Annotated in this window: 14 protein-coding genes; all 14 read left to right on the forward strand. The window is 60.4% G+C overall.

The window, feature by feature from the left end; translation table 11 throughout:
• The first annotated feature begins 27 nt into the window (after positions 1-27).
• Positions 28-780 carry a flagellar biosynthetic protein FliR gene (fliR, locus tag J2857_RS13535; RefSeq protein WP_210010662.1) on the forward strand — a complete coding sequence of 251 codons (753 nt, stop codon included), beginning with the start codon at positions 28-30 and terminating at the stop codon, positions 778-780.
• Positions 781-789: 9 nt separating this feature from the next.
• A complete protein-coding gene (locus J2857_RS13540) occupies positions 790-1191 on the forward strand; it encodes a hypothetical protein (protein ID WP_210010663.1) in 402 nt (133 codons plus the stop codon).
• Between the two features lie 158 nt (positions 1192-1349).
• Positions 1350-1901, forward strand: a complete 552-nt coding sequence (locus tag J2857_RS13545) for a rod-binding protein (RefSeq protein ID WP_210010664.1) — start codon at positions 1350-1352, stop codon at positions 1899-1901.
• Positions 1902-1926: 25 nt separating this feature from the next.
• On the forward strand, positions 1927-2292 hold the full coding sequence (locus tag J2857_RS13550; RefSeq protein WP_210010665.1) for a hypothetical protein: 366 nt from the start codon (positions 1927-1929) through the stop codon (positions 2290-2292).
• A complete protein-coding gene (locus tag J2857_RS13555) occupies positions 2292-2840 on the forward strand; it encodes a hypothetical protein (RefSeq protein WP_046640919.1) in 549 nt (182 codons plus the stop codon). The genes J2857_RS13550 and J2857_RS13555 overlap by 1 nt, the downstream gene beginning before the upstream one ends.
• A gap of 177 nt (positions 2841-3017) precedes the next feature.
• Positions 3018-3662, forward strand: a complete 645-nt coding sequence (locus J2857_RS13560) for a hypothetical protein (protein ID WP_210010666.1) — start codon at positions 3018-3020, stop codon at positions 3660-3662.
• Between the two features lie 107 nt (positions 3663-3769).
• On the forward strand, positions 3770-5503 hold the full coding sequence (locus tag J2857_RS13565) for a hypothetical protein (protein ID WP_210010667.1): 1734 nt from the start codon (positions 3770-3772) through the stop codon (positions 5501-5503).
• A 120-nt stretch (positions 5504-5623) separates the two neighbouring features.
• Positions 5624-6523, forward strand: coding sequence for a bifunctional methylenetetrahydrofolate dehydrogenase/methenyltetrahydrofolate cyclohydrolase FolD (folD, locus tag J2857_RS13570; protein ID WP_210010668.1), 900 nt, complete (start codon positions 5624-5626; stop codon positions 6521-6523).
• Between the two features lie 137 nt (positions 6524-6660).
• Positions 6661-8022 (forward strand): ABC transporter substrate-binding protein, encoded by a 1362-nt coding sequence (locus tag J2857_RS13575; protein WP_210010669.1) that lies wholly within the window; start codon positions 6661-6663, stop codon positions 8020-8022.
• Positions 8023-8112: 90 nt separating this feature from the next.
• On the forward strand, positions 8113-9126 hold the full coding sequence (locus J2857_RS13580) for a carbohydrate ABC transporter permease (RefSeq protein ID WP_210010670.1): 1014 nt from the start codon (positions 8113-8115) through the stop codon (positions 9124-9126).
• A 1-nt stretch (position 9127) separates the two neighbouring features.
• Positions 9128-10285, forward strand: coding sequence for a carbohydrate ABC transporter permease (locus J2857_RS13585; RefSeq protein ID WP_210010671.1), 1158 nt, complete (start codon positions 9128-9130; stop codon positions 10283-10285).
• 40 nt (positions 10286-10325) lie between these two features.
• Positions 10326-11981, forward strand: coding sequence for an alpha-glucosidase family protein (locus J2857_RS13590; protein ID WP_210010672.1), 1656 nt, complete (start codon positions 10326-10328; stop codon positions 11979-11981).
• 22 nt (positions 11982-12003) lie between these two features.
• A complete protein-coding gene (locus J2857_RS13595; protein WP_210010673.1) occupies positions 12004-13092 on the forward strand; it encodes an ABC transporter ATP-binding protein in 1089 nt (362 codons plus the stop codon).
• 179 nt (positions 13093-13271) lie between these two features.
• Positions 13272-13628 carry a hypothetical protein gene (locus J2857_RS13600; protein ID WP_037085252.1) on the forward strand — a complete coding sequence of 119 codons (357 nt, stop codon included), beginning with the start codon at positions 13272-13274 and terminating at the stop codon, positions 13626-13628.
• The last annotated feature ends 50 nt before the right edge of the window (positions 13629-13678 follow it).

The following is a 13678-nucleotide window of genomic DNA, read 5'->3' on the forward strand; positions in this document are numbered from 1 at the left end:
AGGCTGTCCGCAAAGGACGATTCTCGCATGATTACAGACCCGCAGGGGACCATTCTCGCACTTTTCCTTGCGTTTTGCCGCATGGGTACGTGCGTGATGGTTCTTCCGGGGCTGGGAAGCGGCCGCGTGCCGGTTCAGGTGCGACTGTTCGTGGCGGTCGCCCTGTCAATGGCCGTGCTGCCGGTTCTTTGGGATCAGATTTATCCAAAAGCCTCCGAGCCGACTGCCACCTATCTTGGCCTGATCTTCACCGAAGCCTTGATCGGCGCGGTCTATGGATTGATAGCCCGGCTCTATACGCTTGGCATGCAATTCGCCGGCACCATCCTGACCATGTCGATCGGTTTCACGGCGCCGGGCGGCCATGACGTTTTCGAAGACTCGCAGGAAAACCAGCTGACCATTCTGCTGACGCTGAGCGGCCTGCTGCTGCTGTTCATGATGGACTTCCATCACATCGTGTTCCGCGCGCTGGTTGATTCCTACACGGCGACGCCGGTCGGCGCGGTGATCGATTCGCAGAAGATCCTGATCACGCTGACGGATACGTTGCGCGCATCGACCGTCATCATGTTGCGGCTGGCCAGTCCGTTCCTGATCTTCGGCCTGATGTTCAACGTGGCGATCGGCCTCATCAACAAGATGGCGCCGCAGATCCCGATCTTCTTCATCTCGACACCCTTCCTGCTGATGGGAGGGCTTTTCCTTCTCTATCTGTCGATCGCCGCCTTTATCCGCCAGTATGTGGATGGTTTCGCGCCGATCTTCAGGTCTTTCTAGGAGATCGCAATGGCGGGTCCAGTCAAGCGGTCGGACAAGCTCAAGCGCCTCGTGGCGGTCCAGCGGCATCTCGAGACGATGGCTGAACACGAGCTTGCTGCGACGACCCGATATCGTGCCGAGGTCAATCAGTCGATGGAAGAAGTCATCGATGCGATCGGTTCGATGAACCCGGTCCACCGGCAGTTCTCCCAGCATTATTCGGAACGCTTCGGCCGCCTGACCACCAAGGAACGCCAGCTTGCCGGCGTTCAGCAGATCCAGGAAATGAAGGTGCTCAAGGAGCGGACCAAGGCCGACCGCCTGGAAGAGAACATGAAGGACGCCCGTGATCACGAAGACCGCGAAGTGGCCGACGAGGCGATCTACGAGCTCATCGATATCACGCTCGCCCTCGAGCAGGTGAAATAGACTGGCCAGCCTCCAGCAAGCTTCGACCTTCATAGTCTCGTCATTGCACTGATTGCCGCTTCGAACGAGGTCGGGCGGGATCATGTGCCATTTCAATTTGTTGCTGCGCTCTTGCACCTCTGGGGATGCGGCTCGCGGCAGTCATGAAAGGAGTTGACGTGGCGATTTCACTCCCGAGCGATCTGGTCATGGACGTCGTCCGCGCTGCGGACCCGACTGCCGTGCAAGAAGCGCAGGCCAAGCTGAAGGCAAACAAGGCGGCCTTTGCCGCGACCAGCCTTGCCGAGAATGGCAAGAGTTTTGGGGCAGCCATGAAATTCATCGACACGCCCGGCACTGCGGCGGGTCTCGGCAATCCGGAGGCACCGAAGAAGGTCGCCGAAATGCCGGAGGAATACCGCAAGTTCGAAGCATCGGTTCTTTCGACATTCGTGAATTCCATGCTCCCCAAGGAGACCGAGGAAGTTTACGGCAAGGGCTCCGCCGGTGAATTCTGGAAAGGCATGATGGCCGAGAAGATCGCCGACGAAATGTCGAAAAAGGGCGGTGTCGGCATTGCCGAACAGATGTATTCGCAGGCGCTCGCCCGTGCGGAACGCCAGGCCACGGTCAATCCGACCACCAATGAAACTGATCGCAGCCGCGCAATCAGCATGATCACCGATTTCGAGCGGCAGGTTCTCGGCGTTGAAAAGAAGAGTGAGGCCTGACATGCATCAGACTGGGGCAGAAAACATGGAAGTCATTTCGACTGATTATCGCATCAAGACCGTGCTTGGCCGGTTGGAGATGATAATCGACAACGAAAATCAGCGGATCGGCCGCGATCCGGAATTCGACCTGAAAGTGTCGAACGCGCACAAAAGCCGCTGCCTCTACGAATTGACCATGCTGTTTCGCGGCACCGATCCGAAGCAGCTTGCCACGGGCCATATTGATCAGATGCATGGTTTGAAGAGCAAGCTGGCGCTCAATGCACGCCGGGTCGAAGCGCATCTTCACGCCGTTCGCGCCGTCGCCGATCTCTTGAAGAACGCCGCCCGCGATGCGGACGACGACGGTACCTACACCCAAGAACAATTCACCTACGGCGAGGCCTGATGGTCAAGCTCCTTCTCACTGGTCTGTGGGTCTGCATCGTAACGCTTGGGGCGGTGTATTTCTCCGTGCAGATGTCCGCAGCACCTGCGCCGGTCGACGAAGAGGCCAGGCGGAAGGAACTTCTCGAACTGGTGCGCGGGGAATCGATCACCATTCCAATGATCGCGGACGGTGCCATCACCGGTTATTTCCTGAGCCGCGTCTCGTTCATGATGGACAAGGAAAAGATCAAGAATACCAAGCTTCCGATCACCGAACTGACGACGGACCAGCTTTTCACGCTGCTGATCGGCAACCAGATGGTCGATCTCAGCAAGCCCGGCGCCTTCAACCTGGAAAAATTCCGCACCAGCATCAAGGACAACTTCAACAAGAAGCTCGGCGACGGGCTGGTGGCGGAGGTCCTGGTCGAACAGCTCGACTACCTCTCCAAGGAAGACATTCGCAACAACGCATCGCGTGGCAACAAGAACCCGAACCCGGGCAAGAAGATTGTCGAGGGCGTGAAGATCGAAGATCCGAAAGCTTCGCCCACGGCCGGCCACTGACGACCGCCACCGCGATAACACGACCAATATAGGCCGGCCTTGGTGGTCGGCCTTTTTGTTGCGGGAACCACGGAAATACGGGCTTTGTTCGCATTTTACCAATCGATTTAAAGGCGATTTCAGAGCGCGCTGTTAGACCTTGGGGACGAATTGGTCTTGCCCCATGGGAGCGCATCGATGAACGCATCCGGAGACTTGCTGGCATCCGCATCACCCCGGACCCTGTTCGGCCTGCGTGTCTGCGATCTCGGATGGAACGCAACGCTCGGCCTCGTGGAAAGCCTGATCGCGCTACGCGGCAACCGTACCACACTCGGCTTCCTGGACGAGCGGACGGCTTTCCGCCAGATGATCGATCCTGCCTATCGCAACCAGCTGGGCCGCAGGGTGCTTCTGCCGGGTGGCGGCCGCGCCTTCAGCGTCCTCGCCAAGGCGCGGTATGGAAAACCGACGCCGGTGCGTTTTTCGGCAGCAATGTTCGTCCCGGCCCTGTTGAGCTTCCTGGAAAAGGGTCATCGCATCGGCATAGCCGGCGAGAATACCGCACGGGTCGAAGCCCTCCGCGAGCATTTCGCCCGCCATGCGCCCTGGCATGACGTGGCGGTTGTAGCCCTCGAACAGGATATACCGCAGCGTTTCGACCTTATCCTCGTCGATGCAGCGGGTCTTGGCCAGGAGCGGCGGATCGAGCGCCGGCTCGCTTCGGTCCGCACCGGATTGGTGGTCATGGCCGGGGCAGGGTTGTCCACCTTCATCGAAGGCAAATCGGCGCCCGCGGTGCCCCAGGCGACAATCCCATCCCGGCTGCCGTCTTTCGCCTGACAAGTTAACCCTTTCTTTGCCATGAAATTTTAGACTGTCTTAATCAGAGGGCTGCCCGCGGGATGCCGGCGGCCTCAGATTAGCGCGGTCATCCCATGTATCAGTCGGTGAAAATCGAAGACGACCGAAACCCTGGCCCGGCAGCGATGCTCGCCGGCACCGGTTCCGTGTTCGCCGGACTGCGATCCGCAGCCGTCAAGGTTGGCGCCCTCACGGTGGTCGGTGCTCTTTTGCCGCTGCTGTTCGTGGAGACGGTTCCGCATCAGTTCAGCGCCGAGACCCGACTGAAGGTCGAGGCAGCGAGCGAAGTCACGATCGACACGGCTGCTGCTGCGCTGCGCTCCAGGACCAGCCTCGACAATGTCATCCGCGCCCTGAATCTCGGCCGCGACAGCGAGTTTTCGGTAGACCGTCCGACGGTCGTCAGGATCGTGTCCGATATCGTCTCCGGTGAAGCGATGACCGTGTCGGAGGCCGAGAACCGGCTGCGCGAGCGACTTTCCCAGGCGATTGTCACGAGTTACGACCGCCGCGCCGGCCAGCTTGCGATCTCCGTCACGGCGGGAGAGCCGGAAGAGGCAGCCCGCATCGCCAATATGCTCGGCGACACCTTTCACGATGAAATCGCCTTCTCCGGTACGAAATCTGCCGCACCGGTTGTGGAGAAGCTGCGCCAGACACTCGCACATGCCCAAGCCGCTCTTTCCGGTTTCATCGCCGATACCGACGCGCAGAAGCTCGCCGAACTGCGCCGGACCGAGGGCGACGGACAGCAGCTCGCGGCAGAGATAAACGAGGCGACGGCTCAGCTCGGCGAGATGAAGCAGAAAGCGGCGCAGGCGTCTGCCATGAAGCTCTCGGACGTGCTGAGCAAGCCCCTGCCGGACAGTCTCGAATATACCGGCCTCGATTATCAGCGGCAGAGACATGTCGAGGCAAAGCTTGCCGTTGACCAGCTTTCGAGCGATCTCGGCCCGCGTCATCCACGGCTTGCTGCCGCTCAGGCAGCGCTGGCGGATGTGAAAAACGACATTCAGGACGCGCTGAAGCAGCTCGGAAGCTCACTTCGTCAGCAAGAAGCCGCGGCAGCCAAACATCTGGCTGAGCTCAAGGCGCGGCAGGCAAAGAAACCCGACGACAAGGAAATAGTCGACTCCGGAACAAGGCTTGCGGCTCTCGAATCCGCCGTGGACGAAGCGCGGCGGAATTACCTCGAAGCACTGCACGGCTCCGAAGCCAAGGCATCGAGGGCCAAAGTCTCGGTCGTCGTTCCGGCCGTGGCTGCATCCGCGGCCGTGATGGGGCCCTCATCCGCCGAGCTTTCCGGCGTTGGTGCCTTGATCGGGTTCTCCCTGGGCGTCGCGCTGGTTTTTCTGAGGCGCCGCATGCCGCAGTCGGCGATCTCCGCCGATGACGTGGATTCGGCCGATGAGCCCGCTCTGATTGTCGACCGGGACCTGCTGGCTGAGCATCTGGACGAGCAGGATTTCCTCCCCGAGGAGTATGATCCGGCTTACGATCGGTTTGCCTATGAGCCGCAACCGTCCTGGCGTCCGCGCCATCCGGTGCCAGCCAATGACAGTCCGCTTGCCGATCACATCCGCGAAATGCTGATGAGTAATCGCCGTCCCGCCCCGCAGGCGGAGCTTCCTTCCTTGGTCGCCGCCGTCATGGCCGGCCGTCTTGCCGATGCGCCGTCCTATGATGCACCTCGTCGTCCGGCCCCGTCGCCGGAAGCGGTCCGAAAGGCGGAGGAACTTCGCGAGCTTCGCCGTAACATGGCGGAGTTGCGCGAACGGGTTCAGGTCTATTCTGACCGCCGGAACGCCTCCCGAGGATAAGAAGCCTGCGGCATCGAATCCGCTTGCATTTGCTGTCTGCGACCAGCATAGGGCGTTGGTGGGCAAATTCAGGACATGCTCAATGTATACATTGGTGGCGGTTTCAAGCGGGAGGTGCGCATGGCTGTAGTGATCGATGGTAAGGAGGCGGCAGCATCTGTAATCGCCGCGGTGACCGAGGCATCGGCTTCGCTCGAGAGCGAAACCGGCGTGAAACCGGGCCTTGCGGTCGTTATCGTCGGCGACGATCCGGCCAGCCACGCCTATGTCAATTCCAAGGGCAAGATGGCCAAGCAGTGCGGTTTCAAATCGATCCAGCATAGCCTGCCAGCGGACACCAGCCAGGAAACGCTTGAAAAGCTGGTGGCCGAGCTCAACGCCGATCCGTCCATCCACGGCATCCTCGTGCAGCTTCCGCTGCCCAAACACCTAAACGCCGAGCCGGTCATCCTGTCGGTTTCGCCGGAGAAGGACGTTGACGGTCTGCACGTCGTCAATGCCGGCAAGATCGCCACCGGCGACCTGGCGACCGGGTTGATTTCCTGCACCCCGGCCGGTGCCATGCTGCTGGTCAACCGTATACATGGCCGCGACCTTTCCGGCCTCAATGCTGTCGTTATCGGCCGCTCCAACCTGTTCGGCAAGCCGATGGGACTGCTGCTCCTGGCCGCCAACGCGACCGTCACCATGGCGCATTCCAAGACGAAGGACCTTGGGTCCGTATGCCGCAACGCCGATATCCTGGTTGCCGCCGTCGGCCGTCCGCAGATGGTCAAGGCCGATTGGGTAAAGCCCGGCGCGACCGTGATCGACGTCGGTATCAACCGTGTGGCTGCTCCGGACAAGGGCGAGGGCAAGACCCGGCTGGTCGGCGATGTGGCCTATGCGGAAGCCGCCGAAGTCGCCGGTGCCATCACCCCCGTTCCGGGCGGTGTCGGCCCGATGACGATCGCCATGCTGATGGCCAACACCGTGATCGCCGCCTATCGCACAGCCGGCAAAACCGCACCCGGATTCTGATCCTGCGCGAACGGATTTTTTCATTTGTTCCAAGTCGCTTGCGGAGGGGTTGACTCCTCCGCAAGAGCGTTAAATCTCTCCCGTGTTGTGAACTCCCGGCAAGGTAGCAAAAGTCGGGACAACGGGAGGGTTATTTCATGAAGGCATCATTTTGGATCGGTACGGCGCTCGCAGCGCTCGTTGCCGGTGGCGCAGTCGCCCAGGAGCTGAAATTCGCGCCCGGCCAGGATTCGAAATTTAACTGGAAGAGTTATGAGGATTTCAAGGCTTCCCACGCCAATCTCAAAGGGCAGAACCTGACGCTTTTCGGCCCATGGCGCGGCGAGGACGAGGTGCTCTTCAACAGCGTTCTGGCCTACTTCAATGCCGCGACCGGCATCAACGGCAAGTATTCCTCCTCGGAAAATTACGAGCAGCAGATCGTCATCGATACGCAGGCCGGTTCTCCGCCGAACATCGCCGTCATTCCGCAGCCCGGCCTTCTGGCCGATCTTGCCGCCAAGGGGTTCCTGACCTCGCTCGGCCAGGAAAACTCCGACTGGGTCAAGACCAATTACGGTTCGGGCGAGGACTGGATCAAATACGGCACCTACAAGGGCAAGGACGGCAAGGAGGCCTATTTCGGCTTCCCCTTCAAGGCCGATTTCAAATCCATGGTCTGGTATGTGCCCGAGAACTTCGAGGAAGCGGGCTACGAGGTTCCGAAAACCATGGAGGACCTGATCAAGCTCAGCGATCAGATCGTCAAGGATGGCGGCGTTCCGTGGTGCATCGGCCTCGGCTCCGGCGGCGCGACGGGCTGGCCGGCGACCGACTGGGTCGAGGACATGATGCTGCGCACCCAGAAGCCGGAAGTCTATGACAAGTGGGTGAGCAACGAAGTCAAGTTCAACGATCCGGCCGTCATCGGCGCGATCGACGAATTCGGCAAGTTCGCCAAGAACCCGAAATATGTGAGCGGCGGGGTCGCGGCCGTTTCCTCTACCGACTTCCGCGACAGCCCGAAGGGCCTCTTCGGCATTCCGCCGAAATGCTACCTGCACCACCAGGCATCCTTCGTTCCGTCCTTCTTCCCGCCGGGTACGAAACTCGGCACCGACGCCGACTTCTTCTACCTGCCCACCTATGCTTCGAAGCCGGAACTCGGAACGCCGGTCCTCGGCGCTGGCACGATGTTCGCCATCACCAAGGATTCGCCGGCCGCCAAGGCGTTCATCGAATTCCTGAAGACGCCGATCGCCCACGAGGTCTGGATGGCGCAGTCATCGTTCCTGACGCCGTTCAAGGGCGCCAATTCGAATGCCTATGCCAATGACGTGATGAAGAAGCAGGGCGAACTTCTGACCACCGCCACGACCTTCCGCTTCGATGCTTCCGACCTGATGCCGGGCAAGATCGGCGCCGGAGCGTTCTGGACCGGCATGGTCGATTATGTCGGCGGCAAGGATGCAAAGACGGTGGGGACCGACATCCAGAAGGCATGGGACGGTTTGAAATAGGCCTCCCATTAGATTCTTGAAGACGACCGCGCCGGATACCGGCGCGGTACAATCAAAAGCTACGCATAAAACGGTGAAAAGGGGAGAGGGATGATATCGCAGATCGTTTCAGCCGTCGGCGTCGTGATCGCCGGCGTTTTCGTCTGTGCTTTATATTACTGGCTCTCCGATAAGATCCTTCAAGCCGTCTTCCCCGTGCCGGTGGACAATGTCCGCGCCGCCTCCGTCAATCTCAACCGCCGCGCCGCGGTGCGTCCCTGGTTGTTTCTCGGCCCGGCGCTCATCCTGTTGATCGTCTATCTGGTTTACCCGGTGGTCGCGACCTTCATCCTCTCCTTCTACGACCGGTCGGGCGGCAATTTCGTCGGCCTTGCGAACTATCGCTGGGCCATCCAGGACGCGCAGTTCCGCCAGTCCATCTTCAACAACATCCTCTGGCTCGCGGTGGTTCCGGCTGCGTGTACGTTCTTCGGCCTCGTCATCGCGGTGCTGACCGACCGCATCTGGTGGGGCAACCTCGCCAAAAGCCTGATCTTCATGCCGATGGCGATTTCCTTCGTCGGCGCCTCGGTCATCTGGAAATTCATCTACGAATATCGCGGCGGCAGCGAAACGCAGATCGGCCTCCTCAACGCCATCGTGCAGGCCATTGGCGGCTCTCCGCAGGTATGGATCTCGCTGCCCTTCTGGAACAACTTCTTCCTGATGGCGATCCTCATCTGGATCCAGACTGGCTTTGCCATGGTCATCCTGTCAGCGGCGCTGCGTGGCATCCCGGAGGAGACGATCGAGGCGGCGGTGATCGACGGCGCCAGTGGCTGGCAGATCTTCTGGAAGATCATGGTGCCGCAGATCTGGGGCACGATCGCCGTCGTCTGGACGACGATCACCATTCTCGTGCTGAAGGTCTTCGATATCGTGCTGACCATGACCAACGGCCAGTGGAACACCATGGTGCTCGCAAACCTGATGTTCGACTGGATGTTCCGCGGCGGGGGCGACAGCGGCCGAAGTGCGGTCATCGCGCTGGTCATCATGGCGGCCGTCACTCCGATCATGATCTGGAACATCCGCCAGGCAAACAAGGAAATGGGAGGTCATTGAGATGAGCGCAGCCGCAAGCCTCCGCCGTATAGGCCTTCCGCGCCTCGTGGTACACTTCTCCGTCCTCGTCATCTGCATCGTCTGGCTCATCCCGACGCTCGGCATCCTCGTCACCTCCTTTCGCGAAGCAGGGCAGATCACCGCGTCGGGCTGGTGGACGGCCTTCACGGGCGCCGCCGAGACGAGCGCCGCCCGCCTCGGGGATCCCGCGACCGCCAAGCAGAATGGCGCGACCTACGTCATTTCCGGTTCGGTCTTCGAAGGAGGGAAGGGCGGCACCGTGCGTGCTTTCGGTACCCGCGTTGCCGCTCCAACGGAGTTTGCGGTGGGAAAGGCTGCCGATCTCGGCGATGGCGAGACGCTGACCATCAACGAGGACGGCAGTTATACCTATTCCAAGAACGCGCCGTTCGAAGGGCGTGGCAAGCGCGTTTATCTCTCCGTCGCGACGCCGCCATCCTTCACCACCGACAACTACCGCACGGTGCTGACTTCCCAAGGCATCGGCCAGTCCTTCGTCAACTCGCTGACGGTCGCGGTTCCCGCAACCATCATCCCGATTCTGATCGCAGCCTTTGCTGCCTACGCCCTGTCCTGGATGGAGTTTCCCGGCCGCGCCCTGATCATCGCCCTGGTGGTCGGGCTGATCGTCGTGCCCCTGCAGATGTCGCTTATTCCGCTTCTGAAGATGTACAATGAGATCGGCAATTTCTTCGGCGTGCCGTCTCGCAGTTACGCGGGCATCTGGCTTGCGCACTCCGCCTTCGGCATGCCGCTCGCGATCTATCTTCTGCGCAACTACATTTCCGGGCTGCCGCGGGAAATCATCGAATCCGCCCGCGTCGACGGCGCCAGCGATTTCGAGATCTTCGTCAAGATCATCTTGCCGCTGTCATTTCCGGCGCTCGCATCCTTCTCGATCTTCCAGTTCCTCTGGACATGGAACGATCTTCTGGTCGCCATGGTCTTCCTCGGCACGGGCAAGGATCAACTGGTCCTCACAGGCGCCCTGAATGCGCTTCTGGGCTCCATGGGCGGGAAGTGGGAAATCCTGACAGCTTCGGCCTTCATAACAATCGTCGTGCCGATTATCGTCTTTTTTGCCTTGCAACGGTATTTGGTTCGCGGCCTGCTCGCCGGCTCCGTCAAGGGCGGCTGACAAGCGCGGCTGATCAACATCGAAGACAATAGGATATTGAATGAGCATTCCCGCAGAAGCTCCCGCAGCACCGGACAAGGACTGGTGGCGTGGGGCGGTCATTTATCAGATTTACCCGCGCTCCTATCAGGACTCGAACGGCGACGGCATCGGCGATCTGAAGGGGATTACCGCCCGTCTGCCGCATGTCGCAGCCCTCGGCGCGGACGCCATCTGGATCTCGCCCTTTTTCCCGTCTCCCATGCGGGATTTCGGCTACGACGTCTCGAACTACACGGATGTCGATCCGATGTTCGGCTCTCTGTCGGATTTCGACGGGCTGATTGCCGAGGCCCATCGCCTCGGCATCAAGGTGATGATCGATCTCGTCATGTCGCACAGTTCCGACCAGCATCACTGGTTCATCGAGAGCCGGTCCAGCCGCTTCAACCCGAAGGCCGACTGGTATGTCTGGGCAGATGCCAAGCCGGACGGCACGCCGCCAAACAACTGGCTGTCGATCTTCGGCGGGTCGGCTTGGCATTGGGACCCGACCCGCATGCAATACTACATGCACAACTTCCTGACGTCGCAACCGGATCTCAATCTGCACAATGCGGAAGTCCAGGATGCGCTGCTCGACATGACCCGCTTCTGGCTGAAGCGCGGCGTCGATGGTTTCCGCCTCGACACGATCAACTTCTATTTCCACGACAAGGACCTGCGCGACAACCCGGCGCTCGATCCCTCGCGCCGCAACGCCTCCACCGCGCCGGCCGTGAACCCCTATAACTTCCAGGAGCATCTCTACGACAAGAACCGGCCGGAGAACCTGGAATTCCTCAGGCGCTTCCGCGCCGTGCTCGACGAGTTCCCGGCGATCGCTGCCGTCGGCGAAGTGGGCGACAGCCAGCGTGGCCTCGAAATTGTCGGCGAATACACGTCCGGCCACGACAAGATGCAGATGTGCTACGCGTTCGAATTCCTGGCGCCCGATCCGCTGACGCCGGCGCGCGTCTCCGAGGTGCAGAAAGCGTTCTCTATTGCCGCACCGGACGGCTGGGCCTGCTGGGCCTTCTCGAACCATGACGTGGTCCGCCATGTCAGCCGCTGGGGCCACGACGTTCTCGACCGCGACGGTTACGCCAAGATGGCATCCGCCATCCTGATGACCCAGCGCGGCTCGGTGTGCATCTATCAGGGCGAGGAACTCGGATTGACCGAGGCGGATATCGCCTATGCCGACCTGCAGGATCCCTACGGCATCCAGTTCTGGCCCGAATTCAAGGGCCGCGACGGTTGCCGCACCCCGATGGTCTGGGACAGCCAGGCATTGCAGGCTGGCTTCTCCACGGCGGAGAAAACCTGGCTGCCGATCCCGGTCGAGCACCAGCTTCGGGCCGTCGGCGCTCAGTACGGCGATCCCGCCTCGGTTCTGGAGCAGTACCGACGTTTCCTCGCCTTCCGCAAGCAGCACCCGGCCTTTGCCAAGGGGGACATTGAGTTCCTGTCCGAGGATGTCACGGTGCTCGGATACAAGCGTCGATACGGCAACGAGACGGTGCTGTGCCTGTTCAACATGAGCCCGGTGGAAACGGCAACCGAGCTGCCGGCCGGCGATTGGGAAGTGCTGTCTGGCCACGGCTTCGAAAGCGGGCTTGAAGGCAGGCGTGTCGAACTACCGGCCTGGGGGGCGTTCTTCGCCCATCACGCGTAACGAGAACAAAGGGGAGGAAAACATGGCTGGTGTCGTTCTGAAGGATATCCGCAAGGCCTACGGCCAGGTGAAGGTGCTGCACGGCATCGACCTGGAGATCAGCCAAGGCGAATTCGTGGTGTTTGTCGGGCCGTCCGGCTGCGGAAAGTCCACGCTGCTGCGGATGATCTCCGGCCTCGAGAGCATCACCGGCGGCGAGATGTATATCGACGGCCAGATGGTCAACGAGGTGCCGCCCTCGCGGCGCGGCATCGCCATGGTCTTCCAGTCCTACGCGCTTTATCCGCATATGACGGTCTATGACAACATGGCCTTCGGCATGCGGATTGCCAAGGAAAGCCGTGACGAAATCGACCGCCGGGTGCGTGCGGCGGCCGATATCCTCCAGCTCGCTCCCTATCTCGACCGCCTGCCAAAGGCCCTGTCCGGTGGCCAGCGCCAGCGCGTCGCCATCGGCCGCGCCATCTGCCGCGATCCGAAGGTCTTTTTATTCGATGAACCGCTTTCCAACCTCGACGCGGCGCTGCGCGTCGCCACCCGCATCGAGATCGCCAAGCTGAAGGATTCGATGCCGGACACGACGATGGTCTACGTGACGCACGACCAGGTGGAGGCGATGACGCTCGCCGACCGTATCGTCGTGCTTTCGGCGGGTCGTATCGAACAGGTCGGCGCGCCGCTCGAACTCTACGAGCGCCCACAGAACCTCTTCGTGGCCCGCTTCATCGGCTCGCCGGCGATGAACGTCATCCCCGCCACGATTACGGAGACCGGCGAGACGACCACGATTGCGCTGAAGGGCGGCAAGTCGGTGCGGGTGCCGGTGCCGACCGTGGCTTCCGAAAAAGGCAAGGCCGCCAGTTTCGGCGTGCGGCCGGAAGACCTGTCGATCGCGACGGGGGAGGATTATCTCTTCGAAGGGCAGGTTTCGATTGTCGAAGCCCTCGGCGAAGTGACGCTGCTTTACATTGAAGGATTGGCCGATCAGGAGCCGATCATTGCCAAGATCCCCGGTATTCTGCAGGTGAAAAAGGGCGATACCATGCGCTTTTCAGCAGACCTTAAGAAACTGCATCTTTTCAATGCAGAAGGTAGGACCTATGCCATATGAGGGGTAACGACCTGTTTACCATGATTTTGCGATCTGCATTTGCAGTTGTCCTGATTCGGGACTTCAAAACGCTCTGTTAAATTTCGCTGGCTAGGCTTCCTCTTGTAAAGCAATGGAGGGATGTCGTGAGCGCGACTCCAAGTAACAAAAATCACTTTTTGAACAAGGAAGAGTCTTTCATGTACGACCGGGAAGCCCGGTTCAAAATGGAAGACACGATGAATGCGGCGCGTATCGAATATACGGAAAATGGTGTGATGAACATGGCGCAGCGCCGCTGTGATGTCATCCGGATCTCGATGAGCGGCGCCGTTCTCGGCATTCTGACCCAGTATAATCTGCCGAAGCAGTTTTATCTCGATATTCCCGATGCGCGCATTTCCAAGGTTGGCTGCCTGTTGATGCGCACCAACGCCAACAACACGATCGAAGTCCGATTCCTGTCGCTGCTCAAGCAGAAGGAACTGGACCGCATCTTCGTATTCTCGACCCATCCGAACCATCGCGACCGGACGCTGGATATCCGCTCCTGGTAGGAGGCCGATCTCTTCGGCTTATGCCTTTCGAAAATCGCCCGAAACTGGCT

Source organism: Neorhizobium galegae (assembly GCF_017877055.1).
Lineage (GTDB): Bacteria > Pseudomonadota > Alphaproteobacteria > Rhizobiales > Rhizobiaceae > Neorhizobium > Neorhizobium galegae_D.

Coding starts and splice junctions, on each gene's coding strand:
- fliR (WP_210010662.1), top strand. CDS start 28: ATGATTACAGACCCGCAGGGGACCATTCTCGCACTTTTCCTTGCGTTT.
- J2857_RS13540 (WP_210010663.1), top strand. CDS start 790: ATGGCGGGTCCAGTCAAGCGGTCGGACAAGCTCAAGCGCCTCGTGGCG.
- J2857_RS13550 (WP_210010665.1), top strand. CDS start 1,927: ATGGAAGTCATTTCGACTGATTATCGCATCAAGACCGTGCTTGGCCGG.
- J2857_RS13555 (WP_046640919.1), top strand. CDS start 2,292: ATGGTCAAGCTCCTTCTCACTGGTCTGTGGGTCTGCATCGTAACGCTT.
- J2857_RS13560 (WP_210010666.1), top strand. CDS start 3,018: ATGAACGCATCCGGAGACTTGCTGGCATCCGCATCACCCCGGACCCTG.
- folD (WP_210010668.1), top strand. CDS start 5,624: ATGGCTGTAGTGATCGATGGTAAGGAGGCGGCAGCATCTGTAATCGCC.
- J2857_RS13575 (WP_210010669.1), top strand. CDS start 6,661: ATGAAGGCATCATTTTGGATCGGTACGGCGCTCGCAGCGCTCGTTGCC.
- J2857_RS13580 (WP_210010670.1), top strand. CDS start 8,113: ATGATATCGCAGATCGTTTCAGCCGTCGGCGTCGTGATCGCCGGCGTT.
- J2857_RS13585 (WP_210010671.1), top strand. CDS start 9,128: ATGAGCGCAGCCGCAAGCCTCCGCCGTATAGGCCTTCCGCGCCTCGTG.
- J2857_RS13590 (WP_210010672.1), top strand. CDS start 10,326: ATGAGCATTCCCGCAGAAGCTCCCGCAGCACCGGACAAGGACTGGTGG.
- J2857_RS13595 (WP_210010673.1), top strand. CDS start 12,004: ATGGCTGGTGTCGTTCTGAAGGATATCCGCAAGGCCTACGGCCAGGTG.
- J2857_RS13600 (WP_037085252.1), top strand. CDS start 13,272: ATGTACGACCGGGAAGCCCGGTTCAAAATGGAAGACACGATGAATGCG.